The organism is Vibrio sp. D3, assembly GCF_043995865.1.
Classification (GTDB): Bacteria; Pseudomonadota; Gammaproteobacteria; order Enterobacterales; family Vibrionaceae; genus Vibrio; species Vibrio diabolicus.
On the sequence record NZ_CP171887.1, the window covers coordinates 169,835 to 195,730 of the forward strand.

22 protein-coding genes are annotated in these 25,896 nt (G+C 45.9%); 9 read left to right on the forward strand and 13 right to left on the reverse strand.

All coding sequences use genetic code 11. The features are described 5' to 3' along the window. Nucleotides 1–82: 82 nt before the first annotated feature. The 4 genes from greB to envZ all read left to right on the forward strand — a co-directional run bounded on the left by greB (nt 83) and on the right by envZ (nt 3,319). Nucleotides 83–574 carry a transcription elongation factor GreB gene (greB, locus tag ACHFJ9_RS08810; RefSeq protein ID WP_005394962.1) on the forward strand — a complete coding sequence of 164 codons (492 nt, stop codon included), beginning with the start codon at nt 83–85 and terminating at the stop codon, nt 572–574. Nucleotides 575–679: 105 nt separating this feature from the next. Next, a complete protein-coding gene (locus tag ACHFJ9_RS08815; RefSeq protein ID WP_258643185.1) occupies nt 680–1,075 on the forward strand; it encodes a DUF1090 domain-containing protein in 396 nt (131 codons plus the stop codon). A 129-nt stretch (nt 1,076–1,204) separates the two neighbouring features. Further along, a complete protein-coding gene (gene ompR / locus ACHFJ9_RS08820; protein WP_005394960.1) occupies nt 1,205–1,924 on the forward strand; it encodes a two-component system response regulator OmpR in 720 nt (239 codons plus the stop codon). A 102-nt stretch (nt 1,925–2,026) separates the two neighbouring features. After that, complete coding sequence (envZ, locus tag ACHFJ9_RS08825) at nt 2,027–3,319, forward strand: two-component system sensor histidine kinase EnvZ (RefSeq protein WP_164666583.1); 1,293 nt, start codon at nt 2,027–2,029, stop codon at nt 3,317–3,319. A 73-nt stretch (nt 3,320–3,392) separates the two neighbouring features. Here envZ and ACHFJ9_RS08830 read toward each other — a convergent pair whose 3' ends face one another. From ACHFJ9_RS08830 to ACHFJ9_RS08890, 13 genes are all read right to left on the reverse strand, one after another. Beyond that, on the reverse strand, nt 3,393–4,781 hold the full coding sequence (locus tag ACHFJ9_RS08830; protein ID WP_395356533.1) for a uracil-xanthine permease family protein: 1,389 nt from the start codon (nt 4,779–4,781) through the stop codon (nt 3,393–3,395). Nucleotides 4,782–5,014: 233 nt separating this feature from the next. Further along, complete coding sequence (gene recG / locus ACHFJ9_RS08835; RefSeq protein ID WP_317397023.1) at nt 5,015–7,096, reverse strand: ATP-dependent DNA helicase RecG; 2,082 nt, start codon at nt 7,094–7,096, stop codon at nt 5,015–5,017. A 252-nt stretch (nt 7,097–7,348) separates the two neighbouring features. Next, entirely contained in the window at nt 7,349–8,032 is a 684-nt protein-coding gene (gene trmH / locus ACHFJ9_RS08840; protein ID WP_104974601.1) for a tRNA (guanosine(18)-2'-O)-methyltransferase TrmH, read from the reverse strand. A 52-nt stretch (nt 8,033–8,084) separates the two neighbouring features. After that, nucleotides 8,085–10,205 carry a bifunctional GTP diphosphokinase/guanosine-3',5'-bis pyrophosphate 3'-pyrophosphohydrolase gene (spoT, locus tag ACHFJ9_RS08845; RefSeq protein ID WP_005394948.1) on the reverse strand — a complete coding sequence of 707 codons (2,121 nt, stop codon included), beginning with the start codon at nt 10,203–10,205 and terminating at the stop codon, nt 8,085–8,087. 39 nt (nt 10,206–10,244) lie between these two features. After that, on the reverse strand, nt 10,245–10,517 hold the full coding sequence (gene rpoZ, locus ACHFJ9_RS08850; protein WP_005379346.1) for a DNA-directed RNA polymerase subunit omega: 273 nt from the start codon (nt 10,515–10,517) through the stop codon (nt 10,245–10,247). A gap of 181 nt (nt 10,518–10,698) precedes the next feature. Then, entirely contained in the window at nt 10,699–11,322 is a 624-nt protein-coding gene (gene gmk / locus ACHFJ9_RS08855) for a guanylate kinase (RefSeq protein ID WP_005394946.1), read from the reverse strand. A gap of 285 nt (nt 11,323–11,607) precedes the next feature. Further along, the gene (locus ACHFJ9_RS08860) at nt 11,608–12,831 is read right to left on the reverse strand and encodes a tetratricopeptide repeat protein (RefSeq protein ID WP_047009404.1); all 1,224 of its coding nucleotides are present in this window, start codon (nt 12,829–12,831) and stop codon (nt 11,608–11,610) included. 9 nt (nt 12,832–12,840) lie between these two features. Next, nucleotides 12,841–13,473: an energy transducer TonB gene (locus ACHFJ9_RS08865; protein WP_006741809.1), complete on the reverse strand. Its 633-nt coding sequence runs from the start codon at nt 13,471–13,473 to the stop codon at nt 12,841–12,843. A 4-nt stretch (nt 13,474–13,477) separates the two neighbouring features. Then, nucleotides 13,478–13,885, reverse strand: coding sequence for an ExbD/TolR family protein (locus ACHFJ9_RS08870; protein ID WP_005379359.1), 408 nt, complete (start codon nt 13,883–13,885; stop codon nt 13,478–13,480). A gap of 25 nt (nt 13,886–13,910) precedes the next feature. After that, on the reverse strand, nt 13,911–14,438 hold the full coding sequence (locus ACHFJ9_RS08875; RefSeq protein WP_005379363.1) for a MotA/TolQ/ExbB proton channel family protein: 528 nt from the start codon (nt 14,436–14,438) through the stop codon (nt 13,911–13,913). 9 nt (nt 14,439–14,447) lie between these two features. Then, entirely contained in the window at nt 14,448–15,809 is a 1,362-nt protein-coding gene (locus ACHFJ9_RS08880) for a MotA/TolQ/ExbB proton channel family protein (RefSeq protein ID WP_395356539.1), read from the reverse strand. A 3-nt stretch (nt 15,810–15,812) separates the two neighbouring features. Beyond that, nucleotides 15,813–16,577, reverse strand: coding sequence for a DUF3450 domain-containing protein (locus ACHFJ9_RS08885; protein ID WP_006741812.1), 765 nt, complete (start codon nt 16,575–16,577; stop codon nt 15,813–15,815). 65 nt (nt 16,578–16,642) lie between these two features. After that, the gene (locus tag ACHFJ9_RS08890) at nt 16,643–19,243 is read right to left on the reverse strand and encodes a TonB-dependent receptor plug domain-containing protein (RefSeq protein WP_006741813.1); all 2,601 of its coding nucleotides are present in this window, start codon (nt 19,241–19,243) and stop codon (nt 16,643–16,645) included. 820 nt (nt 19,244–20,063) lie between these two features. Between ACHFJ9_RS08890 and ACHFJ9_RS08895 the strand changes: the two genes are divergently transcribed. The 5 genes from ACHFJ9_RS08895 to ACHFJ9_RS08915 are packed head-to-tail and all read left to right on the forward strand — an operon-like array spanning nt 20,064 to nt 25,740. Next, complete coding sequence (locus ACHFJ9_RS08895) at nt 20,064–21,089, forward strand: ABC transporter permease subunit (RefSeq protein ID WP_005394935.1); 1,026 nt, start codon at nt 20,064–20,066, stop codon at nt 21,087–21,089. 1 nt (nt 21,090) lies between these two features. Further along, complete coding sequence (locus tag ACHFJ9_RS08900) at nt 21,091–22,134, forward strand: ABC transporter permease (protein WP_006741815.1); 1,044 nt, start codon at nt 21,091–21,093, stop codon at nt 22,132–22,134. 37 nt (nt 22,135–22,171) lie between these two features. After that, entirely contained in the window at nt 22,172–23,998 is a 1,827-nt protein-coding gene (locus ACHFJ9_RS08905; protein ID WP_317397018.1) for an extracellular solute-binding protein, read from the forward strand. A gap of 9 nt (nt 23,999–24,007) precedes the next feature. Then, nucleotides 24,008–24,865, forward strand: a complete 858-nt coding sequence (locus tag ACHFJ9_RS08910) for an ABC transporter ATP-binding protein (protein ID WP_005394932.1) — start codon at nt 24,008–24,010, stop codon at nt 24,863–24,865. Nucleotides 24,866–24,900: 35 nt separating this feature from the next. Continuing rightward, entirely contained in the window at nt 24,901–25,740 is an 840-nt protein-coding gene (locus tag ACHFJ9_RS08915; RefSeq protein WP_005394930.1) for an ABC transporter ATP-binding protein, read from the forward strand. The last annotated feature ends 156 nt before the right edge of the window (nt 25,741–25,896 follow it).

The window sequence follows — 25,896 nt, forward strand, 5'->3', positions numbered from 1 at the left end:
CCGAACGAAGCCAGTGCTTTGGGTATATCATCTCCTTAATGCTGCTCAAGAGCGGCATTTTTTAGTTGAGATAGGAGTTAACTTGAAAACTAAGCTGATTACCCGTGAAGGTTATAACAAACTCAAACAAGAGCATGATTACCTTTGGAATGAAAAGCGTCCTGAAATCACCAAAATCGTCACTTGGGCGGCGAGCCTGGGCGATCGCTCAGAAAATGCGGATTACACCTTCAACAAACGTCTGCTTCGTCAGATCGATCGTCGTGTTCGATTTCTTCGCAAGTTTCTGCCTGAAGTCACGATCGTTGACTATTCTCCGCAGCAAGAAGGCAAAGTCTTTTTTGGTGCTTGGGTTGAAATAGAAAATGAGGCAGGAGAGGTGAAGAAGTTCCGCATTGTTGGGCCTGAAGAGATTTATGGAGATGCGAAAGACTACATCTCTATCGATTCACCTATGGCGCGAGCGATGTTGAAAAAACAAGTGGATGAAGAGTTCACGGTGCGAACCCCAGAAGGTGAAAAAGAGTGGTTCATTAACTCGATTGAATACAACAAACCAGCCTTGGAAGACTGAGGCTTTATCACCGATTCAAGTCTCTTGAAGTTCACTAGAAGTGACTTGAGTCTCAACGTCAGCTTATTGGATACAAAGGCATGGTGCCTTTATCGGAGAAGTAAAATGAACAAAGCAGTCATGTGTAGCGCTGCACTAACAATAGGATTCTCACTCTCAGTTTTTGCTCAAGATGAAGTTAAAGGCTGTGACGCCAAAGAGTTAGCGGTAGAACAGCAGCTTGAGTATGCGAAAGCACAAGGTAATGAACATCGAATTAAAGGCTTAGAACAGGCACTTACCGCTATCCAGAATGAATGTTCGGAAGGTGAACTGCGTCAAGAACTGCAAACGGAAGTGGACGAAAAGGCGCGAGACGTTGAGGAGCGTGAGCAAGAACTAGCGGAAGCGCAGCGTTCAGGGAAAGCAGACAAAATCGAGAAAAAACGTCACAAATTGGCAGAAGCACAACAAGAGTTGCTTGAGGCCAAACGTGAACTGGAATGGAATTATGGCCAATAGTAGGTGCTGAAAATACCTGCTAGAGAGAAAATAAAGCGCTTAAGATAAAAAGAGTAACAATTTGCTTGAGCACGTTAGGAAAAACAGTGATACATTTTCGACAATAGATGCTTCTGAAAGGATGTTTCAATGCAAGAAAATCATAAAATTTTAGTGGTTGATGACGATGCTCGTTTACGTGCTCTATTGGAGCGTTACCTTTCTGAGCAAGGTTTTCAGGTCCGAAGTGTCGCCAATGGCGAACAGATGGATCGCCTACTAACGCGCGAAAACTTTCACTTAATGGTGCTAGACCTAATGTTGCCAGGTGAAGACGGTTTGTCGATTTGTCGTCGTCTACGCCACGCGAACAACATGCTGCCAATCTTAATGCTCACCGCGAAAGGTGATGAAGTGGACCGCATTGTGGGTCTGGAAGTGGGGGCGGATGATTATTTGCCAAAACCATTTAACCCACGTGAATTACTCGCTCGCATTAAAGCCGTACTACGCCGTCAAACCGTAGAGTTACCGGGCGCGCCAAGCACCGAAGAAAAAGTAGTGGAGTTTGGTGAGTTCCGACTCAATCTAGGCACTCGCGAGATGTTCCGCGGTGACGAGGCAATGCCACTGACCTCAGGAGAGTTTGCTGTCCTGAAAGCGCTCGTGACGAATGCGCGAGAGCCGATGTCACGTGACAAATTGATGAACATGGCACGTGGCCGTGAATATTCTGCGATGGAACGTTCTATTGACGTGCAAATCTCACGTTTGCGTCGCATGTTAGAAGACGATCCGAGCAAGCCACGCTACATTCAAACCGTGTGGGGGTTAGGTTACGTTTTCGTCCCAGACGGCAAAGAGGTGTAATCTCCTCACTCCATAGCCAGCACTTGGCTATAGCAACTTCAGCCTTCAAGTCCTTCCTTTCGAAGGCTGAAATTTCGCGATTAGGACCACCAGGAACGTTCCATGCGCATCCGAAGTTCACTGACACAATCTATTCTGCTGTTCATCTCTTTGCTCCTCGCTAGCCAAGTTTTCTCTTACTACGCCGTTTTTAACTACGCGTTGATGCCGAGTTTGCAGCAGTTCAATAAAATTCTCGCCCATGAGCTCAATTTGGTGCTTGATGATGAAGGGCCATTAAAATCTGATGCACCGCTGAGACGTCAATTATTAGAAAGGCTGGGGGTGACGGTTCACAGCCTCGACAGCGATAAAGCGGTTGAATTTCATCACGCGATGTCGATTGATTTGATGTCTGAAGAAATGAGCCAAGAGCTAGGTTCGCCCACCGAAGTACGCTTATTGCTTGGCAATGAAAGTTACATCTTGTGGATGCACATCGAAAAGTTGCCGAACTCCATCATTCGTATTCCTTTATCTGAGCTGCAAGAAGAAGATTTTGCACCGCTATTTCGTAACAGCTTGATTATGGCACTGCTGATCATTGCTGGTGGTTGGTTGTTTATTCGTTTACAAAACCGCCCACTTTTGGCTTTAGAGAGAGCCGCGAAAGATGTCGGTCGAGGTGAAATCCCGCCACCGTTGGCAGAAAAAGGCGCATCGGAAATTCGCTCTGTAACCCGAGCGTTTAATCAAATGTCCAAAGGTATTCAGGAGCTCGAAGAAGATCGCGCCCTATTAATGGCGGGGATTAGCCATGACTTGCGAACACCGCTGACGCGCATTCGCTTAGCGACAGAAATGATGTCTCCCGAGGATAGCTACCTTGCTGAAGGGATCATTAGCGATACGGAAGAATGTAATGAGATCATTAGTCAGTTTATGGACTACCTCAAACCGGTGAACAAAGAATCGTTTGAACCTGTGGATATCAGTACGATTGCCAGTGATGTCGCCAGTTCGGAAGGTGGTTATGAGGCTGAAATTGAAACGGATCTTAATCCTAACCTGCCACCAGCCAAAGGAAGCGCTATTGCGATTAAACGGGCGATCAGTAATTTAGTTGTCAATGCACTGCGTTACGGCAATGGATGGGTCAAAATCAGTACCGGTGTGACGGCAGATAAGCAGCTAGTGTGGATATCGGTAGAAGACAACGGACCGGGTATCGAGCATTCTCAAATCGCAAAATTATTTGAACCCTTTACGCGTGGTGATACAGCTCGCGGCAGTGAAGGTACAGGGCTTGGGCTGGCGATAGTGAAGCGTATAATCAGCCAGCACTCAGGCTCTGTGGTGATGCGTAATCGCAGTGAAGGCGGTTTAATCGCTCAAATCAGCTTTCCTACCAAGTAAGTCGATGACTGTACCATTTAAAACAAAAAGCCCAACCTAAACAGGTTGGGCTTTGCTTTTCTCTACAATCTTATTAAGACTCTTTCACTTCTTGAGGAAGTTCATCTTCGTCTTCCAGTTTCTCTGGCAGAAGTAGGTTTAAAATGATCGCTGTGATACCACCTGCAGCAACGCCAGTGGAGAAAATACTCTTAATAAATTCTGGCATGAATTGCAGAATCTCTGGTTTTTGCGCGATACCAAGCCCCATTGAGAAGGATAAGGCCATGATCAGAATTGCGCGGCGATCGAGCTCAACACGAGAGATAATACGCACACCAGCGGCAGCAATCGTACCAAACATGACAATCGTTGCGCCGCCAAGTACTGGCTCAGGAATCAGCTGAACAAAGCTAGCAACACCAGGAAACAAGCCAAGAATCACTAACATGGCAGAAATAAAGTAACCCACGTAACGGCTCGCGACCCCTGTTAGCATGATGATGCCGTTATTCTGGCTAAAGGTGGAGTTCGGGAAACTGTTAAACACGGCTGCGATTGCAGAGTTTAAGCCGTCTGCTAACACACCACCCTTAATGCGTTTCATGTACACAGGGCCTTTGACTGGCTCGCCAGACACTTCGGATGTGGCGGTAATATCGCCGATGGCTTCTAGTGCGGTAATAAAGAAAATCAGTACCAGCGGAATGAACAGTGACCAGTCAAACGATAAGCCATATTGCATTGGTACCGGTAGTGCTACAAGCTCGGTTGTGCCTAGCTGAGAAGTATCTACCATCCCCATAAAATACGCCATGATGTAGCCTACTAGCATCGCAATCACAATCGAAGCCACACGGATGTATGGGTTTTTAGAGCGGTTTAATATCACAATTAAGCCAAGTACCGTTCCTGCGAGCGCAAGTTTGTCTAAGCTGCCGAATGTGCCTTCATTTAATGCTGCGTAGCCACCGCCCATTGATACTAAGCCGACTTGAATCAGTGTGAGACCGATAAGAGTGACGACAATGCCTGAAACGAGCGGAGTGATAATGCGACGAGCATGCTCTAATACGCGAGATAGGAAAATCTCTGCAAATGATGCGACTAAAATCGTACCAAAAATGGCTGCCATCATGGTGCTGATGTCTGCTCCACCAGCTTTTAGCGATAGGCCTGCACCAATAATAGGGCCTAAAAAGTTAAAGCTGGTGCCTTGAACAGAGAGTAAACCAGAGCCAATTGGGCCAAAGGTGCGAATTTGAATAAACGAAGACACGCCTGACGCAAATAAAGACATGCTGATGATGGTATTCGTTTGGTCTGCTGGTACACCCAAAGACTGACAGATGATCAGTGACGGAGTGATAACCGCGACGAACATCGCCAATAAGTGCTGAAGTGCGGCAAAAATAGTTTGAGGCAAAGGTGGTCGTTCATTGAGTTGATAGACCAGTTCCGAAGATCGGTTTGAAGTTGTCATTGTTTGTCTCGCTAGTCGCAATATATTCCCAGATCTCGCTGAATGGGAGAGCAGGGTGGAGTTGACGTCGTTACCTGTGATTGCTGTTAATCAGAGTCAACTCAGGTTGGTGGAGTGTGATGCAACACACTTAAAAATTTGTGCGCGATTATAGAGAGATTTACCTAAAAAGCAAACGATTGCTTTGGTTTTTAGCGTATTAAAAAACGAGCCATTTGGCTCGCTTTTAATCACTATGCTTTGGAGTAAATATCCCGCTCACCCAACCAGCGATCAATAATTGCTGTTGCGTTATTCGGGTAATTGTCATGAATATGACGCGCAATGCGCTGAACTTCGGGAATCAGACGTTGATCTCGAACTAAGTCTGCGATTTTGAAATCAGCAAGACCAGTCTGTTTTGTACCCAAGAGTTCGCCCGGGCCACGAATTTCTAGGTCTTTCTGTGCAATGACGAAGCCATCGTTACTTTCACGTAGTACTCCGAGACGTTTTTGCGCGGTTTTCGACAGTGGAGAGTGGTACAGCAGCACACAATGGCTAGCAACGGAACCTCGGCCCACGCGACCTCTCAACTGGTGTAATTGTGCCAAACCAAGACGTTCAGGGTTTTCTATGATCATCAAGCTAGAGTTTGGCACATCCACGCCAACTTCAATCACTGTTGTTGCGACCAGCAAATGCAGTTTATTGTCTTTGAAATCTTGCATCACCGCTTGTTTCTCTGCCGGCTTCATTCGGCCGTGTACTAGACCAATTTTTACGTCCGGTAGCTTACGTTGAAGCTCTTCAGCGGTATCAGCCGCGGCTTGTGCTTCTAATACTTCCGACTCATCAATCAGAGTACACACCCAATATGCCTGCTTACCTTCGTTTAAACAGGCATTTCGGACACGCTCGACGATGTCGTCACGTTTTGTGTCAGGAATGGCGACGGTTTGAATCGGCGTTCGACCCGGAGGCAGTTCGTCAATCACGGAAGTTTCCAGGTCAGCGTATGCGGTCATCGCTAACGTGCGAGGAATAGGCGTTGCCGTCATGATCAACTGATGTGGGTAGGCGCCTTGTTTTGCGCCTTTTTCACGTAACTCTAATCGCTGATGGACACCAAAGCGGTGCTGTTCATCAATGATGACCAAAGCAAGGTGATGAAATTCAACGTGCTCTTGGAATAGCGCGTGAGTACCCACTACCATTTGCGCTTCACCACTGGCAATGCGAGCCAGCTCGGCTTCCTTTGCTTTACCTTTGAGTTTGCCCGCTAACCAACCGACTTGAATGCCCATTGTTTCAAACCAGTTGGCGAAGTTGATCGCGTGTTGCTCAGCCAATAGTTCGGTTGGTGCCATGAGTGCCACCTGATAGCCGTGCTCAATGGCACGAACGGCGGCCAGAGCGGCAACCAACGTCTTCCCCGATCCCACATCACCTTGCACTAGGCGCATCATTGGGTGGGGTTTTTCTAAATCGGTTTCAATCTCTTGTACTACTCGGGTTTGAGCGTTCGTAGGAGAGAAAGGCAGTTGGGCTAAAAGCTGCGTTTTTAGTTTATTACAAGGACCGAGAGGTAGCGCTGAATCCTTCTGACCTTTGCTACGCACCGCCAACATCGAGAGATTCTGTGCTAGCAACTCTTCCATGATTAAGCGGATTTGGGCAGGATGTTTGCCTTCGTCAAACTCATCTAAATTAATGGTTGGTGGTGGGCGATGAATGGTGTGCAGTGCTTGCGACATCGTGATTTGATGGTTATACAGCCCGGCTGGAAGTAATTCCTGAACTGCAGTTTTATCAAGCAGCGCTAAAGCTTGTTCGGTAAGGTTGCGTAATGTGATTTGGCGTAAACCATCGGTGGTGGGATAAACAGGGGTTAAGCTCTGTTCTACATCGGGCTTTTGCTCGCTGACGTAAAACTTGTAGTCAGGATGAACAATTTCCAAGCCCACGCCACCGCGCTTAATTTCACCGTAAGCATGTACTAACTTACCTTGCGTGAAATTGTTCTTCATGGCTGCGGTAAAGTTGAAAAAGCGTAGCGTGATAGTGCCATTACCGTCGCTGATTTTTACCGTTAGCATTTTGCGCTTACCGAAGATGGTGTCGACAGCCATGACCTTGCCTTGCACGGCCGCCCAAAGGCCGGCATGCAGTTTAGCAATAGGATAAATACGGGTACGATCTTCGTAGCGCAGTGGAAGATGAAACAGCAAATCTTGAACGCTATGTAAGCCAACTTTGGCTAGTTTTTCTGCGACTTTCGCGCCAACCCCAGAAAGGGAGGTTAATGGGACGGCAGATAACATTTGGGCGGACATAGAGGGCTCAAGAAAATGGTTAACATAGCAGTATGTTAACCATGGAGCTGTGTTTTTGTACAGGAAAAAATAGTCATGCTTTAGTTAGTGTCATGATCTGACTGATAACCTGTCATTCCGAGGAGCCTAGCGACATCAGGAATCTATTTCCAACAAGTATGTCGTTGAAGTTAACACTATCAGCATCAGCACACTCGGGAATTAGATCCTGAATCACGCTCCTTCGTCGCTGTTCAGGATGACGAAAGCCTGTTATTTGCTTTGCATCTCTTGCCACCACGCATCATCGGCGATGATTTGGCCTTCGTCATCGAGTGGCGGGTAAGCGAGTCCTTTTCGTTTCGCGACTTTTGCCAGCACTGGGTGACCACGTTCAAAGAGAATACGGTTGATTGTCTCTTTAGGCAGAGCGCTTTCTTCTCGTTCGTACATGCCTGCGGCTTCACGTTGACGTTGCGCTTCATACAAAATCACGGCACTGGCAACCGATACGTTTAGTGACTGCACCATGCCCACCATCGGGATAATAATGTCTTGATCGGCAAGCTGTTTGGCTTGCTCCGAAGCGCCAACCTTTTCGCTGCCTAAAATAATGGCCGTTGGCTTGGTGTAGTCGATCTCGCGAAAATCGACGGCGGTGTCCGAAAGATTGGTCACCAAAACCTGCATACCTTGCGCTTTGAGTTCGGTAATCGCAGTTTCAATCGAATCGTGAGTATCCACTTCAACCCAGTTACGCGCGCCTGCTGAGGTATGGCTCAGCGTACGCATTTTGTCAGGCCAAATGGCATGAACTTTGTGTAAGCCTGTCGCGTCAGCGGTGCGGATCACGGCAGAGACGTTGTTTGGCTTATGTACTTCTTCGAGACAAAGTGTCAGATCAGTTTGGCGAGTTTTTAGGACTTGGTGAATGCGGTTGTAACGTTCTAGGTTCATATTTATTGAGGTATAAAAAATCGCCACCTAACAGAGTAGGTGGCGATAGAGGTTAGTTCTTTCTGCGTCTGACTCGGGTTGCTTGAGGCATTGCCTTAATCTTACGCATGATGCCAGCAAGGTGGACGCGATCTTTCGTCGTCAACAGCACAGTCACAGTGTACAAACGACCATCACGTTCTTCCGTTGAAAGACCATGAATGTTTGACCCTGTTTTCGAGATCACGTTGGTCAGTTCTGCAAGAGCACCTTGGTTGTTCAGCATGTCGACTTTAAGTTCAGCAATAAACTCTTTGTCGTAGTCGTCAGACCAAGCGACAGCCATATAACGGTCTGGTTCTTTCTGATAACCACGAACGTTCGGACATGTTTCTCGGTGAACAACCAAACCACGACCAGGCGATACGTGAGCAATAATGTGATCATCTGGGATAGGATGACAACAATTTGCAAACGTCAGCAATAAGCCTTCTGCGCCACGAATCGGAAGCTTCTTCTTCGAGTCCGTTGGGATTGAGCTTGTTGTCGTGAGCTCTTCGGTATCACCAAGGAGACGACGTGCAATCACAATGCTCATCAACTCACCCAATCCAATAGCTGCCAATAAATCATCGATGCTTTCTAGGCGAAGATCATTCAAGACTTCTTGGATATTTTCTGGATAAATTGAATCAATCGAGTGGCGGCCAAGTGCGTGATTAAGTAGGCGACGACCTAAAGTAATCGACTCTTCACGACGCATCGTTTTCAGTACTTGTCGAATCTTAGTGCGGGCACGAGAAGTCACGACATAGTTTAGCCATGCCGCATTCGGACGCGCACCAGGGGCACTGATAATTTCCACCGTCTGACCGTTTTTCAATGCCTTACTCAATGGGTAAGGGTTACGATCAACACGAGCACCAACACAAGAGTTGCCTACATCGGTATGTACGGCATAGGCAAAGTCGACAGCCGTTGCGCCTAAAGGCAATTCAACGATACGACCTTTTGGTGTGAAGACGTAAATCTCATCTGGGAAAAGATCGGATTTTACGTTTTCAATGAATTCGAATGAGTTACCCGCGCTTTGTTGTAGCTCTAACAGGCTTTGCATCCAACGCTGAGCTTTCACTTGCGCAGTGGTGCCAGACTTGTCGCCTTTGTCTTTGTAAGACCAGTGTGCCGCGACACCTTTGTCCGCCATTTGATCCATATCTTCAGTACGGATCTGAACTTCAACAGGTACGCCATGTGGGCCAACCATGGAAGTGTGTAGCGATTGGTAGCCGTTCGCCTTTGGTACCGCGATGTAATCTTTCATGCGACCAGGACGTGGTTTATACAAGCTGTGTACTTGGCCTAAAACGCGATAACAAGTATCAGCGGTATCAACAACGACTCGGAACGCATAGATATCCATGATGGTGTGAAAGCGCTGTTCTTTGGTTTTCATCTTGTTATAGATAGAGAACAGGTTTTTCTCACGACCAACCACACGAGCATTCAAGCCGAAATCTTGCAGACGGCCTTCTATTTCGCTGTGAATACGTTGGATCATCTCTTTACGATTGCCGCGTGCCGCTTTTACCACTTCTTTTAGTACGCGGTAGCGGTTGGGATATAGCGCTTCAAAGCCCAGCTCTTCGAGTTCGGTTTTGATATTGTGAATACCAAGACGATGAGCGAGTGGCGCGTAAATCTCTAACGTTTCACGAGCAATACGACGTTTTTTATCTGGTCGAAGCGCGCCAAGCGTACGCATGTTGTGCGTGCGGTCAGCCAGTTTGATCAGAATGACGCGGATATCTTGCACCATGGCCAGAACCATCTTACGAAAGTTCTCGGCCTGAGCCTCTTTCCTATCGCGGAATTTGAGTTTGTCCAGTTTAGATACACCATCAACCAATTCTGCGACAGTGTTGCCGAATTTCTCTTCGAGATCTTCTTTAGTTACATCACAGTCTTCAATGACGTCATGCAGCAAAGCAGCTTGGAGGGTTTCGATATCAAGGCGCATTTCGGCCAAGATACGAGCCACAGCGACAGGGTGGATGATGTATGGTTCACCGCTAGAGCGGGTTTGCCCTTCATGGGCATCTCTCGCTACCACATAAGATTGACGCAGAGCCTCAATCTGAGGCTCTGTTAGGTATTCTTGGGCAACGTCTTTGAGGCTATCGAATAGATACAAATTATAGGCCCGGGAGGTTGTTGAATTCTAAAGTCAGAATTAACGGTTGTGAGCGATGCTGCTTACTGCCGCTAGCTCTGCCGCTTCTTGCTCTTGCTGTTCTTGACGTTCACGAGCGTCTAGAACTTCTTTAGTAATTAAACCTTCTTCGATTTCGCGTAGAGCGATAACCGTTGGCTTATCGTTCTCTTCTGGCACTAGTGCATCTTTACCGCCAGTTTGCATTTGACGAGCGCGGCGAGCCGCAATCAGTACTAGGTCGAAACGGTTGCCAACTTTTTCAACAGCGTCTTGAACAGTTACGCGTGCCATGAGGACTCCAAATAGTTAACTAAAATTTTAGAATGACGAGAAAGTATACAACCTAACTACTTTATTTACTAGCAATTAGACAAGCCACCGTTTGTGGACTTTCTCAGGTAGTTTATTGTGTTTTTCGCACTGAGCAAAAAACGAGAAATTCTTTATGTTTTACAGCGTGACTTTTTTGAAGTTACTCTGCTAACAACGCGTCAAGCATACCTTTATATTTAGCAGCTTGCTTTTCTTCCTTCAATCTCTCTGCACGCAAGATGGCTTTAAAGTCCATCAAAGCGGTATCAAAATCGTCGTTTACGATCACGTAGTCGTATTCGCTGTAATGAGAGATTTCTGACTTGGCTTCAGCCATACGTTTTGCGATCACTTCATCGCTATCTTGACCACGAGTGTTCAAGCGACGCTCTAGCTCACCGTTTGATGGTGGCAGGATGAAGATGCTTTTGGCTTCAGGCATTTGCTCACGGATTTGACGTGCGCCTTGCCAGTCGATATCTAGAAAAACGTCGATACCTTTATTTAGCGTTTCTTCAATCCACACACGAGAGGTGCCGTAATAATTACCAAACACTTCAGCGTATTCTAGGAAATCACCTTTAGCGATCAGGGCTTCAAACTCATCTTTCGCTACAAAATGGTAGTGGACACCATTTTCTTCACCAGGTCGCATGTTACGCGTGGTATGAGACACAGACACTTTCATTGCGTAGGTTGGATTGCGTTCCAACATCGCTGAGATCAAGCTAGATTTACCTGCGCCGCTAGGTGCAGATACGATATAGAGAGTACCTTTGCCCATTGTACTGTTCCACTTTTGATTGGATTGATTGAGTGCCGAAGGAAAGTCCGACATTCTTATAACGATAGCACTGGCAATGATAAATCAACCACCAAAGGGATGGATATTGGTGATAATCCCGCCAGAAAAATGGAGGCGAAGAGTATCATGATCTCTATTTTGTTACCAGTTGATCTTTTCGTCTTACTTAAATGTTGAAAAGAGCTCGCGTGCGCACAAACAAACGAAAAAAGGGGAAGCTTTCACTTCCCCAGGCGTGCGACTGACTCACACTTAATCTTCAAATTATCCTTGGGATTCTAGGAAATTTATCCAAGGGCTAACGGTAGACCTGAATTTTGGCGATTGAGCCGCGCCTTTCATAGCCTGTAAGGCCTTTTGTGGCTGCTTAAGCTCGAAATAGGCCATCCCGCGAATGTATTCAAGTTCTGCCTTTTGCTCTTTAGAGGCATTCGATGCTGCGTTTTCTACAAAGCGAGTCGCTTCAGAATACTGCTTGTCTTGTACCATTAAGCGAGCAATCTGAATTTGCGTTTTAGCAGAAGGAGCGATGTTATATGACTTTTTATAAGCGAGAATCGATTTATCTAGCTCTTTAGCTTGCTGCCAGAAGCTGGCCAAGCGATCATAGTTTTCCTTCGTCTTTTCAATGTTTCCAGATGCCATCTCCTTCTCAAGAGTTTTGGCCGCTTTATATGGAATACCTTGGTAAGCTAAGAAGTTTACAAAACGTAAGTACTCTTTCTCTCCTTCCAGTTTCCCCATTTTGTAAACCATTTCTAAGGTTGCTAAAGAGTTTTGCTCTTGACCCAACTCCATATAAACGCCAGAAAGTTGCATCCAGTAACGCTTTTTCTGAGGGTACTTTGAAGTAAGGGTTTTAAGCACACTGGCAACGCTTTTCAGCTGTCCTAACTCGTAGTGAGAGGCAACGAGAATTAAGTACCAAGACTCACTTGGGCTCTTGCTCATCGCAATTGCTTTTTTGGTTGGTGGGATTGCATTTCTGTAATCTTCCAACTGGACATAAGCGCTTGCTAACGTGATATAAGCATGAGCTTGAGGCTTCTCTTTGGTTGTTTCTGCAACTTTGAACCATTCCTTCATCGTTTTCACAGACAACGTGTACTTCTCTTCAGCTAGGTAAAGTTGAGCCAAGCTGTAGCGAACTTGTTGAGCGACTGGAACGGGAAGCGCATCGAGCTTTAATGCTTCGGCAAAGTATTTCGCGGCTTGCACATAATTGTCTTGTAGCGAATACAAAAAGCCCGTTTGCTGAAGTAAAACTGCTCGGTCGTATTTTTTCGAACTTGTGCTTTCTAAAGCGCTTGCTAGTTTTTCTTTCGCCGCTGAATATTTTTCAGTTGCGATCAACTCTTGCACTTTGTTGACGGTTCGAAATGTCCGATCTGATAACTGAGGAGCTTCTTTTGCCATCGTAGGAGCGGCAAATGCCACTCCTGCGAAGAGAATTAAAGAAGCCACTTTGCTTTTCCATAAACTTTTCATCGTGACTCCTTAATTGGTTGAGAACTCTATTTCTTGCGATAGGCGCGAGCTAACAGGTTTCCCGTCAACCAATTTTGGTTTAAATGTCCATTTAGAGACTGTTTTTCTTGCCGCTCGACCGAGGCCTAAGCGTCGTGGTTGCTCTTTAAGAACTTTGATGTCCTCTACGGCACCACGTGCATTTACAGTAAACTCTAGTAAGACGACCCCTTTTTCAATTCCTGCTTTCGCAGCCTTTCTAGGCATTTGAGGCTGGAATGTTGCAAGAGGGGTCGGACCTCCGCTACCCGCTAATTGTGCACCTCCACCCTGGCTATAATGTCCAAGCACCGAGCCACCTGTAACATTTACGGGTAGGTCAAGTTTTGGCATATCCATTGGGGTCTGCTCCATCACCGGTTTTACTGTCGCTGTCACTTTCATTTCTGGCGGCGGCGGCGGACGCTTAGGTGGTGGTGGTTTTGGAAGTTCGCGTTTTTTCTCCTGTATTTTTTCTTCTGGTTTAATGCGAATAAACTCGACCATACGCAGGTCATCATTCGACACTAACTCGTGGCGCTCTTTGTTTACTAGCTTGTCCATCCCCCAGAACAACCCGAGGGAGACAATGAGCGCCAGTGCAATTGAGGCCAGATACCGCATAAGCTTAATCCTTATTGGTTGCGGCAATGGAGATGCTTTCTACACCTGCCATTTTGATCTGGTCCATAACCTTCACGACTACGCCAGCATTTGCTTCAGTGTCGGCTTGGATAACAACTGCGCCATCAGGACTTTCTGCACGAAGACGTTCAATATTCGCGCGAACCGCGTCCACTTCGATGCGGCGTTTATCAACCCAAACATCACCCGCCGCACCAACTGCGACCATGATGTTACCTTTCTTAACGGTTTGCGCTGAGCTTGCCGTCGGACGGTTTACTTCTAGACCTGCTTCTTTTACGAACGATGTTGTTACGATAAAGAAGATCAACATGATAAATACGATGTCGAGCATCGGTGTCATATCGATAGCGGTTTCATCACTGCTATCACTGCTATAGCGTCTTTTCATGACCTATACCTCTAATTCCATTTACTCAGGCAATATGCTTTAGCTTATCTTCCAGCTTTTGCGTTGTGACTTTGGCTAAATGATCAAGACGTGAACTAAAGAACAGCCCTGATAGAGAAGCCACCATCCCGGCTAAAGTTGGGATTGTTGCCTTTGAGATCCCCGAGGCCATTGCTCGAGGGCTTCCTGTTCCTGTTACCGCTAAGATGTCGAATACTTGGATCATGCCGACAACGGTGCCGAGTAGACCCAGTAGAGGACAGAGTGCAATCAATACTTTCACGATTGGTAGTCCCTTTTTATTCTCAATATCCTGACGAGAAACGATTTCTTGTCGGATCATCTTAGCGTTCCAACTTTGATGCTCTGAGCGCCCTTGCCATGAGCCAACGGCTTTTTTCATGGCTTTTGGAGCGACGGCAGCAAAATAGAACCAACGTTCTAACAATACTGCCCACAGCATAAAGCTGAGGATGAAGATGGCGACGAGTACATCGCCACCCATTCCCAAGAAGCGCCTAATTGATTCAAGTTCTCCAACTAACCACCACATAACGCCTCCTTAGCTTTCGGCTTTATGCAGTTTTTCCTGATAGCGAGCGATGAAGCCTGCACTCTGTTCTTCAAGAGTTTGAACCAAACGACGACCTTTGCTGTGTACGATGGTGTAAAGGAACAGCAATGGAATTGCGACAACCAGACCTAGCATAGTGGTAACAAGAGCTTCAGAAATACCGCCAGCCATCAGTTTAGGATCGCCGGTACCGAACAGAGTAATAGCTTGGAATGTGCCGATCATACCCATTACCGTACCCAGTAGGCCAAGTAGAGGTGCTACAGAAGCAAATAGCTTGATTGAGCTGATGAAGCGTTCAATGCTTGGAGCGTTACGTAGAATGATTTCGTCCAGCTTCGCTTCCAGATCTTCAAGGTTGTCACCTTTGTGCTCTTGGTAAGCTTGGATAACTTCACCCAATGGGTTGCCAGGAATCACGGTTTCTGATTTCGCTTGCTTACGCATTTTACCGCCAATCACTTGAAGGCGTAGGAAGCAAACAAGAGCAATGATAGCGCCTACTGCACCCATACCAAGGATGACGTAACCTACAATGCCACCTTGATCAATACGTTCTTGAACGGTAGGGCTTTGTACAAGTAGAGACAGAATTACACCACGGGATGGGTCAATAAACAGTGGCTCATAGCTGTTTGACGCTGACTCAAATCCTGCAACATGACGTGTAATATTGGTGCGAGGCTGTCGAGAGAGTTCTTCGAACTTACCTGTTTGAGGTACATAAGTAACGTACTTACCATCGGCAATCGCGTTAAACTCACCGACGAGAGTGACATCGCGAACCGCTTCTTTACCTTCGCCATAAACAACCGTTGCTTGGGTTGTTGCAGTTTCGCCAGAAGCAACCACTTGTTGAAGAATGGTATGCCAGAAAGCTTCTAGCTCTTGTGTTGACGGCAGTTCTTTACTTTCAGCCAGTTTCGTTAGTAGCGCGTCACGCTCTGGGAACTGAACTGCGTTTTGAGAGGCTGCAAATAAGCCCTTAAACTCTCCCGCATACTGGCGGATCACACCAAACATTTCGCCCAAAGTACCAGAGCGAACACGTAGGGTTTCTGTTAGTTCAGTTAGCTGCTTATCGTTTTCATCAAATGTTGCTTTAAGTTGATCGCCCAGTGCTTGCTGCGCAGCTAACTCTTCGCGAGCTTGTTGCAATAATGCCGCTTGCTTATCGCGATTGTTCTTGAACTCAGCTTCACGGGCTTTGTTCTCTTTCGACTCAACGATGCTTTCTGATTTTACGTTTTTAAGTAGTTCAGATAAGTTTTTAGGCGCTTCTGCTTGTACGCCAGAAACCATAAATAAGCTCGCTAGTAGGCCAGCGGCTAGAGTTTTGAATCCTTTCATCTCTTATTCCTCCCCAGCAAATACAGGCAGTTTGATTAGCGCTGGTGGCGCTTGCTTCTTCGCGATACGAAGGCCTTGCTGTACCGCGATGCGGTAGCTTTCTGGTAATGTTTCCCATTGACGTGTTTGTTGGTTCCACATACCTGTCTCACCACCGTCTGGAGATTGGAATAGAAGTGCTGTGCGACCAATACGTAGGAAATCGTAAGTCACGATTTCACCATTTCGGTCTAGGCTAGCTTTGTAAGATTCGATTGAGCGAGAGAAGCCTTCTTCAATTTGGTACGCTTCCATCACTTTACGGAATTTCTCTGAAGTTGTTACGTCGGCGCGATCCATGAGACGACGCAGTTCTTGAACTCGCTTATTACGCTCTTTTTTCTGGAAAGGCAGATCGAGAGTCACAAATTCGTCGAGTGCATCGATCATTTTTAATGTAAGTGGCACCACTTCTGTTGCCGTTTGATCGATTTGAGCAATTTGGTTATTTAATGAGTCCAACTCGCCTTGCTGCGATTGAACCATACGGTTAATTTGCTCGTTGTAGACTTTCATACTGTCGATTTGACGAAGTAAGCCTTTGTATTCTGCCAACATGCCTTCAGTGCTTTCGGCATAGTTGTCGATTTTTTGTTGCGAAGCTTCTGAAGATTGATTTGCTTTTGCTTGTGTGGAAACGACAGCACCAGAGTTGGCCGCTACAGAGCTACTACTGATAGTAAGCAATGCTGCAGCTATGGCACTGAGACCAAATTCCTTGAATTTCATGGTTGCATCCTTGTCAGTGTTTTAGTCAGTCGAAAAGGGCGCGGAAAACCCGCGCCAAATATTTTTTAGAAGTCGTATGATGCCTCGATGTAAAGCTGACGGCCGATTGGATCGTCATATCCAGTTGCATAGAATGGAGAGGTATCATTTAGAGGATCGGCAGGCGGTACCTTGTCAAACATGTTGATAGCACCAAGAGTTACACGACCACTCTCGTTGAATTGGTAAGAAGCCGTTAGGTTCCATGTTGTCATGCTCGCGATTTCTGCTTTGTAACCAGCTTTCTTAGCAGAGTCACAGTCATCAAAGTAGTAACGGTTCGCATAGCTTGAACACATACGGTCACGGTATTTACCAAATAGGTTGATAGCGACATCTTCGTATGCCCAGCCAAGGTTTAACGTTGCGGTGTATTCAGGCATGAAATCTCTTTCATCCGTTACTGGCTCACTGTCGTTTTCTTGATATTCAGCAATCAAGATCTTAGTTACAGCTACGCGCGTATTGAATGAACCGAACTCATTAGTGTCGTAAGCATATTTCACAGCAAGGTCAACACCAGAACGCTCTTCATATGACTGGTTGACTGGGCCGTAAGATACGGACTTGATTGTACCATCTGTATTACGAACTACTTCTGTGCCTGGGTATTTACCTGGATCGTTAATTACGTCTTGGTAAGTTGGTGCTGTTACGACGTCTTCCATCTTGATGTGGTACCAGTCAACGGTTACGCCAAGGTCATCCACAGGTTCCCAAGCTAGACCCAAGTTAATGTTTGTACTTGTTTCTTCTTTCAGCTCAGAGTTAGGGCCGTTAAGCGTATCGAAGTATTGAGTATCACACTCTGGGTACTTATCTTTATCTTGTGGGCCGCTACCACCAGCGTTGGCACAAAGCACAGGGTCAAAACCAGAACCAAAGCCTCGAGTTTGATCGCCAAATAGTCGTTTCAAGTCAGGAGCTCGGAAACCTAGACCGTAGCTACCACGAAGCAATAGAGTGTCAGTAGGACGGTATGCTAGTGCTACTTTAGGAGTGAAGGCTCCGCCTGTTGCCGAGTCGTCGAAGTAGTGGTCATAACGACCAGCGACTCTCATTTCCAAATCTTCAATGATAGGAATTAGGGCTTCGACACCAAGACCAATCTGATCACGGTCACCGCCACCTGATGTTCCGCCTAGACCAGAGAAACCACCAGCTGCTGTTGTCGCATCAATCGTTTCATTGTAGTCAGTACGGTTCCATTCACCATAAACAGCAACGCCAGACATACCAGCAGGCAGTTCAACCAAATCACCGGCCAGTGAGCCGTTAACAGAGTAAAGCTTTGAGTAGGCTTCTTTGCTTGATGTGCCGCTGTATTTGTTTACAACGTCTTGAGAGATAGGCCCTAGGAGATCGACATCGCCATTTTGTACGGCTTGATCAAGAGTTAGGTAGATTGCTGGGTTGCTTGTTTCAACGCTTTGCTCAGAGTAACCAGCTGATAGGTCCCAATCATACGTATCAGCAAGCAGGCCGTTCAAGCCTAAGGTTAAGCCAAAAGAATCGGCTTCAGTGTTACTTTCGCGTGGGCCAAATTCGACCATACGGCGAGTGTATTCACCTTCGCCGCGGAAGTGAGTGGCATCAACTTCGACACTGTAAGGGTTAGGTTCGAATTCAGATTCTGTAGATTTGTAGCCAAAACGGGCTTCTGCCATGGCAGTAACATTGTCGTTAATGTCCATTTCACCGCGTAAAAGCAGGTCTACTTGTTTGTTCTCTGGTTTCAACGTTCGGTATGCAGAGCGGTTAACACCACACTTGCCATCCGCTCGTTCAATAGCGGCATCACCAACGACTTCTTTACATGAAGAACCAGCATCAGCTGGTGTTAGAAGTGTTCCGTTTGCGCCTTCAAAGTTTGCACCGTAGCTAGAATAACCACTTAGCTGAGAACGGCTAGAACCGTCATCGCCAGCCCAATCATCTCGGTCAGATTGCTTAAGCATTTCGTTGCCCGCAAATTGGCCAACGAAGAGAATACGTTTATCGTCAAAATCTTTACCGGCAACAACGTCTAAACGGCCATTTTGGTAGCCACCATCTGTTGCGTCACCCGCACGTACTTTTACAGAAACGCCATCAAAGTCTTTCTTTAAAATGAAGTTTACGACACCGCCGATCGCGTCGGAGCCGTAGATAGCGGAACCTGAATCAGTCATTACTTCAACACGCTCGATAGCGGCAACAGGGATTTGACCAATGTCTTGGAAGTTAGATGTGCCATCTTGAGCCAGTGGGTATTGAGGAAGGCGACGACCATCGATAAGAATCAATGTGCGTGAAGCGCCAAGACCACGTAAGTTGACTGACTGTGCTGCAGGTGTGAATGAGAAAGAGTTCGTTTGAGCCATTACACCACCGGTGTTTTGAGTCAAACTGTTCAACACGTCTTGCGCGCTGTTAAAACCTTTAGATTCAATATCTTTACTATTAATAACAGTAACTGGTGAAGGACCTTCCATATCCGTCGTGGAGATACGCGAACCAGTAACTTTCATCTTTTGAAGTTTTTCAACTTGTTGCTCTTCTGCCAGTGCTGTTGCTGGGGCTACGACTGCTGCTGTCCCCAACGCAAGGCTTATCGCAACAGATAAAGCGGTTGTGTTTTTATACATCCTTGTTGCTCCGATTATTATTATTTCCTATGTCTGGCCGCATAGCGGCCAATTGTGACGTTAATATTTCGTTAACGTTCGGCCAATGTATAACCGAGATGAAAAAAGGAAGTCAAACCAGTGGTAAACGGGGATGCTTAAATGTAAAAAAGATGTAAATAACCAGGGTTGGTTTAAAACGCGGAATAAAAAACTAAATATCCTTACCAAGGCGACATCAAATTTCAATAAAACACCGTATTTTGTGTTTCTTATAAACTTTAATGACTTATCTTGCCTATGGTTTTTTAGTGGGTAATTGAATCTGAAAAAAGATATTTTTCCAGTGAATTGTTCTGAGATGAGTTTTATATCGAATCCATACTTTGGTGACTCGAACTTATAGGGTGGTATCAAAATATGATACCCATTGCTATAAAAGGGCTCACTCGTATTTTTAGGTCAAATATACATGTGGTGGATATGTCTATTTATTCCATGTATTTGCATTTTTATGTAGGGTTTTGGCTCTAAACAGCCTAGATTGATATTCTGTGTGAATTATTTTTGTGGTTTTTTATAATTTTTTACAAAAACATTTCTGTTTTTCGACTTCGGAGGAAGTTTGTCATGTTTTGGTTTCAAACACTTGAAGCTGATGTGGATTCAAGATAAATATGACGCTGAAATTATTGCAGTAGTAGAAAAGTCTGGTTCTTGAAACGCAGGGAGTGTGTTTCAACAGTTTTAGTTACTACGAGATAAATATGCACCACTTTAGGCGGGGAACTTCCTCTTTCACTCCGCCTGAATTGGACAGTAGACAAGGAGCAAGTTGTATATGCTGTCGTACTTTTTACGCCGTTTGGCGTTGGTGATACCAACGTTTCTCGGGATAACTATTCTTATCTTTGCTATCACTCGTTTCGTGCCGGGCGGACCTGTTGAACGCATGTTGTCACAAATGCAGTCTCAAGGGGATGGTGCCGCATCAATGACGTCTGCTGGTGGCAATACCGCCCTTTCTGATGATCAAATCGCTGAGCTAAATGCGTTTTACGGTCTGGATAAGCCAGTGACAGAAGCGTATGTGGAGTGGCTAAGTCGCTTGGTCGTGCTAGACCTTGGTGAGTCAACACGTTACTACGAGCCTGTCTCTGACATGATTGCAGAGCGTTTACCTGTGTCGTTATTTTATGGCGGCATGACCTTTTTTATCAGTTATTTTATCTCGATCCCTCTTGGTTATTACAAGGCGCTCAAGCACGGCTCTGTGTTTGATTCCGCTTCTTCAATACTCATCTTTGTGGGCTATGCATTGCCTGGCTATGTGGTGGGTGTATTGCTCATCACGCTATTTAGTTATCACTTGGAATGGTTTCCTATGGGAGGCTTTGTCGGCGATGACTTCGACGATTACGAAACTTTCTTTGAACGCGCCAAGGACATCATGTGGCACGCGGTGTTGCCTTTAATCTGTTACCTCATTGGCGACTTTGCAACACTGACAATGACGATGAAAAACAACCTGATGGAAAACCTTTCTTCAGACTATATCCGTACAGCTATCGCGAAGGGCTTACCTTTCAAAAAGGCGGTTCGTAAGCACGCGTTGCGTAACAGCTTAATCCCAATCGCGAGTCACTTTGGTAACTCTTTGTTGTTCTTCATGACTGGTGCCTTCCTGATTGAAGTTATCTTCAATATTGATGGCATTGGCTTATTGGGTTACGAATCAATCATGGAGCGTGACTACCCTGTTGTTATGGGTATTGTCGCCATTAATGCGCTGTTGCTGCTCATTGGTAACATTATTTCAGATATTTGTGTTGCTTTAGTCGACCCACGTGTGAAGTTTGGAGCGTAACATGATTAAAGTTAGTCCATTAACTCAAAAGAAAATTCGCCACTTTAAAGAGATCAAACGAGGCTATTGGTCGTTTGTCATTCTCTCAATCATGTTGATCCTGTCGCTCTTTGCTGAACTTCTGATTAATAGTAAAGCGCTAGTCGTCAAGTACGATGGTAGCTACTATTTTCCTGTTGTCAGTGATGTCCGTTTAGGCAGTGAATTCGGCCAAGAGTCATCCAGCGAAGCGGATTATCGCGTGCTGCAAAAAGCGTTTGAGGCCGAAGGGGGCGACAACTTTGTTATTTTGCCGCTTGTGCCATGGAACCCATATGAACAAGATTTTAGTGGTGATTTCCCGCCAACAGCGCCTAGTGCCGAAAACAAGCATTATTTAGGTACAGATGTGATAGGTCGCGATATTTTGGCGCGACTTGTCTACGGCTTTAGAACGGCAATGGGATTTGCGTTGCTCACTATGGCAATTTCCTACGCGATTGGTACCGCAGTTGGTTGTGCTATGGGTTTTTGGGGCGGTAAATTTGACTTGTTTGTACAGCGACTTATCGAAATCTGGTCAATGGTACCGTTTTTGTACGTCATTATGATTCTTGTCTCAATCGTTCAACCGACGTTCGCTCTCTTTGTCGCTATTAACGTGCTTTTCACCTGGATGGGTATGACATGGTACATGCGGACCATGACCTATAAGGAAGCGGCGCGAGAATACGTAATGGCGGCACGTGCTTTAGGGGCATCGACGGGACGTATTTTGTTTAATCACATCCTACCGAATACGATGGTAATGATTGTGACATTGGCGCCGTTCACTATTGCAGCAAACATCACTGCGCTGACCGCTTTGGATTATCTAGGTTTAGGTCTGATGCCACCAACGCCAAGTTGGGGGGAACTGCTACAACAAGGTAAATCTAACCTAGACTCGCCATGGATTGTTGCCTCAGTGGTGACGTCAATTGTACTCGTGTTGGTAATGGTGACCTTTATTGGTGAAGCCATTCGAGCGGCCTTCGACCCGAAAAAATTCACACGCTATGTTTAAGCGAGCATTGTGAGCAAAACATAAAAAGGGAAGTTTTATGAAGAAATTATTTTTAGCGTCCACGCTGAGCGCCCTGAGTTTTGGTGCAATGTCAGCAACGCTTCCGACTGACTTAAACTGGCAAACAAACTGGGATGAGCCTCAATATGGTTCGCCTGAAGCGAAACGTGGAGGGACCTATCGCACCTTCATGTCAAGTTTTCCTCAGACGTTACGTAGTGTTGGCCCAGACGCTAATGCGGGGTTGCGTTCCTTTATCTTGGATGAGACCCCTGGATTGGTGGTTCGCCACCCAGATACTTTAGAGTTCATCCCTGAACTTGCTAACGAGTGGGCATTAGCTGGCGACAATAAAACCGTCTATTTCAAACTCAACCCAGAAGCTAAATGGTCGGACGGCAAGCCTGTGACTGCCGACGATTTTGTATTCATGCTTAAGTTTTATCGTTCTAAGGATATCCTAGAGCCTTGGTACAACGATTATTACAACAAAACCATTGCGGACGTTATTAAGTACGACGCTCATACGTTTGCTGTTAAGGCCGCGAAAGAGTTCAATCCGGAAGAATTATTGCTAAGAATGGGGGCTTTACGCCCGCGTCCCGCACACTTTTATGCCAATCCTTCAAAGGATGAAAATGGTGATGGTATTCACGACAACTTTGTCCGTTACTACAACTTTAAGAGTGAACCAACGACCAGTGCGTACTACCTAGATGATATCAAAAAAGGTAGAAGTGTCACTTTCAAACATGTTGGTGAAGATTGGTGGGGTTACAGCAATAAGTACTACCAAAATCGCTACAATGTCGACAAGATTCGCATCACAGTGATCCGCGATAGCGATATTGCGATGAAGCATTTTGAAAAGGGTAAGTTGGATGCATTTGGTCTGGTTCTGCCAAGTCTATGGCACGATAAATCGAACACAGAACCGTACCAAAAAGGCTACATTCAAAAGTTCTGGGGTTACAACCAATTTCCAGTCGGTGCGGGCGGCGTATGGATGAACACCGCGATGCCTTTACTGGATGATTTAAACGTTCGCAAGGGCATTACTTACGCAATTGATTTTGATGGCATGATTGAGAATATCATGCGTGGTGACTACTCCCGTAAGCCAAACCCGACCGGTTATGGCCATGGTAAATATACCCTACCAGACGCGAAAGCACCGAAATTTGACCCAGCAAAAGCGGCCGAGGCATTCGAAGCCGCAGGCTTTAACAAAATTGGTTCCGATGGTATTCGTGTCAATGATAAAGGTGAGCGCTTAAGCTTCGAGCTGACCTACGGAACACCTGTTCATACTCCTCGTATTGCCTTTTTGCGTGAGCAAGCCAAGCTAGCAGGGCTGGATATTGAGCTCAAGTTGGTTGATGGCTCATCCATGTTCAAATACGTACGTGAGAAAAAGCACGATTTGGCTTTCTTAGATATGGGTACGTCTGAGATCCCAACGTATTGGGAGTACTTCCATTCAGTCAATGCGAACAAGCCGCAAACTAACTCTTTCACAAACTACAGCACGCCAGAACTGGATGAAAAGATCATCGAGTATCGCTTTGGCATGGATATGGATAAAAAGATCCAGCTAGGTCATGAGATTCAGCGTGACATCATTGATGCTCACGTTATCGTCCCAGGCTACATGGTTCCTTATGTCCGCTATGGTCATTGGCGCTGGTTAAAGTTTCCAGATAAGCCAATGAATCGCATGACAGAGGCGCTGTTCAGTGGTGCAATCATAGGCGATGGCACTTACTGGATTGATAGTGATATCAAGAAAGAAACGAAACAAGCGATGAAGTCAGGCAAAGCTTTTGAACCTGTTGTTGTCGTAGATGACACTTATAAGCTGTAAGGATTGGTTATGGAAAACGATGTAATCCTAAGTGTTAAAGATCTCGAAGTTGAATTCACCACCGATGATGGACCAGTGAAGGTGCTGCATGGTGTGAACTTTGATGTGAGAGCTGGACGTACACTCGGTCTGGTGGGAGAGTCAGGCAGTGGTAAGAGCGTAACCTCAATGTCGATCATGGGTCTTTTACCTAAGCCATATGGCAACATCATCAAAGGTGAAGTGAATTATCGCGGCACCAACTTAGTTGATTTGCCTGCGGAAGAGATGTACGCCATGCGTGGCGATCGCATTTCGATCATCTTCCAAGATCCGATGACGGCGCTCAATCCAGTACACACTATTGGTCGTCAAATATGTGAAGTGCTTGAACTCCATCGACCAGAGCTCGACAAAAAGGAGCGGGAGGCTTTCTCGATTGAGATGCTGGCAAAAGTCAAAATCCCAATGCCAGAGAAACGATTGAATGAGTATCCCCATAACCTATCTGGCGGTATGCGCCAGCGTGTCATGATCGCGATGGCGTTGGCCTGTAAGCCGGACATTCTGATTTGTGATGAACCGACTACAGCGTTGGATGTTACGGTTCAGGCGTCTATCCTTGAACTGATGAATGAGCTTCAGGAAGAAACAGGCATGGCGATGATCTTCATCACTCACGACCTCGGGGTTGTGGCAGAAGTGTGTGATGATGTTGCCGTGATGTATGGTGGGCGTATTGTCGAAAAAGCAGAAATTTTTGAGTTGTTTGATAACCCGCAGCACCCATACACAGAGCGTTTAATGGGATTGATGCCGAGCTTAGATAATGAGCCGAAGCAGATGATCGATATCAAGCCTATTGATGCCAGTATGTTTGCCAGTTAACTGGGCAAAGTGAACGAGTCATAAAAGAGGATGTTATGGCAAAAGAAGTATTAAGAATTGAAAATCTTAAGCAGCACTTTGTTTCTGGTAAAGGGCTGTTCAAGAAAGGCTACACCATCAAAGCGGTAGACGGGGTTTCACTGTCTGTTTCTGAAGGTGAAACACTGGGGCTAGTTGGTGAGTCAGGTTGTGGTAAAAGCACCCTTGGTCGCACGATCTTAAAGTTATACGAGCCAACGGAAGGTAAGATTTTCTTTGAAGGTAAAGACATCACTAAACTGTCTGTCAAAGAGATGCGATCGCTGCGTAAAGACATGCAAATCGTCTTTCAAGACCCAATGGAATCACTCAATCAGCGTCATACCATCGGTATGATTCTAGAAGAACCGTTTGTTATTCATAAAATCGGTACACCAGCCGAGCGCAAACAGTGGGTAAAAGAGCTTTTAATCAAGGTGGGTTTGCCAGAAACGGCAGTCAACCGCTATCCACATGAGTTTTCAGGCGGCCAACGTCAGCGTATCGGTATTGCTCGCGCGATTGCATTGAAGCCTAAATTACTGATTTGTGATGAATCGGTATCTGCACTAGATGTATCGGTACAGGCACAAATTCTGAACCTATTACTACAACTGCAACAAGAGATGAACTTGGCGATCATCTTTATCTCTCACGATCTCTCTGTGGTGAAACACGTTTCAGACAAAGTTGCCGTGATGTATTTTGGTAAAGTGGTAGAAGCAGGCAGCGCGAAAGAAATTTATGCAAACCCGCAAAACGAGTACACCAAGAAACTCCTATCTGCGATTCCGATCACCCACCCTAAATATCGGAAGAAAAAGCGCCTGGCTGAAAAAAAGCAGCAAGTGGCGTAAGTGATGCCACAGGTCCTATAACACAAAAACGCTCCGCCAAATAAGCGGAGCGTTTTTATAGGCCTATGTTAGGTCTTGGTGTCGATTGGCGCTTGAGTATTATGATTGATTGAAGATCGTTGCATGCTAAACTCAAGGCCTATCTTATTTGTCTGG

Coding starts and splice junctions, on each gene's coding strand:
- ACHFJ9_RS08860 (WP_047009404.1), bottom strand. CDS start 12,831: ATGAAAAGTTTATGGAAAAGCAAAGTGGCTTCTTTAATTCTCTTCGCA.
- ACHFJ9_RS08830 (WP_395356533.1), bottom strand. CDS start 4,781: ATGACAACTTCAAACCGATCTTCGGAACTGGTCTATCAACTCAATGAA.
- ACHFJ9_RS08900 (WP_006741815.1), top strand. CDS start 21,091: ATGATTAAAGTTAGTCCATTAACTCAAAAGAAAATTCGCCACTTTAAA.
- ACHFJ9_RS08895 (WP_005394935.1), top strand. CDS start 20,064: ATGCTGTCGTACTTTTTACGCCGTTTGGCGTTGGTGATACCAACGTTT.
- ACHFJ9_RS08815 (WP_258643185.1), top strand. CDS start 680: ATGAACAAAGCAGTCATGTGTAGCGCTGCACTAACAATAGGATTCTCA.
- recG (WP_317397023.1), bottom strand. CDS start 7,096: ATGTCCGCCCAAATGTTATCTGCCGTCCCATTAACCTCCCTTTCTGGG.
- envZ (WP_164666583.1), top strand. CDS start 2,027: ATGCGCATCCGAAGTTCACTGACACAATCTATTCTGCTGTTCATCTCT.
- ACHFJ9_RS08880 (WP_395356539.1), bottom strand. CDS start 15,809: ATGAAAGGATTCAAAACTCTAGCCGCTGGCCTACTAGCGAGCTTATTT.
- ACHFJ9_RS08890 (WP_006741813.1), bottom strand. CDS start 19,243: ATGTATAAAAACACAACCGCTTTATCTGTTGCGATAAGCCTTGCGTTG.
- ACHFJ9_RS08915 (WP_005394930.1), top strand. CDS start 24,901: ATGGCAAAAGAAGTATTAAGAATTGAAAATCTTAAGCAGCACTTTGTT.
- rpoZ (WP_005379346.1), bottom strand. CDS start 10,517: ATGGCACGCGTAACTGTTCAAGACGCTGTTGAAAAAGTTGGCAACCGT.
- ACHFJ9_RS08865 (WP_006741809.1), bottom strand. CDS start 13,473: ATGCGGTATCTGGCCTCAATTGCACTGGCGCTCATTGTCTCCCTCGGG.
- ompR (WP_005394960.1), top strand. CDS start 1,205: ATGCAAGAAAATCATAAAATTTTAGTGGTTGATGACGATGCTCGTTTA.
- ACHFJ9_RS08875 (WP_005379363.1), bottom strand. CDS start 14,438: ATGTGGTGGTTAGTTGGAGAACTTGAATCAATTAGGCGCTTCTTGGGA.
- gmk (WP_005394946.1), bottom strand. CDS start 11,322: ATGGGCAAAGGTACTCTCTATATCGTATCTGCACCTAGCGGCGCAGGT.
- ACHFJ9_RS08885 (WP_006741812.1), bottom strand. CDS start 16,577: ATGAAATTCAAGGAATTTGGTCTCAGTGCCATAGCTGCAGCATTGCTT.
- trmH (WP_104974601.1), bottom strand. CDS start 8,032: ATGAACCTAGAACGTTACAACCGCATTCACCAAGTCCTAAAAACTCGC.
- ACHFJ9_RS08910 (WP_005394932.1), top strand. CDS start 24,008: ATGGAAAACGATGTAATCCTAAGTGTTAAAGATCTCGAAGTTGAATTC.
- ACHFJ9_RS08870 (WP_005379359.1), bottom strand. CDS start 13,885: ATGAAAAGACGCTATAGCAGTGATAGCAGTGATGAAACCGCTATCGAT.
- ACHFJ9_RS08905 (WP_317397018.1), top strand. CDS start 22,172: ATGAAGAAATTATTTTTAGCGTCCACGCTGAGCGCCCTGAGTTTTGGT.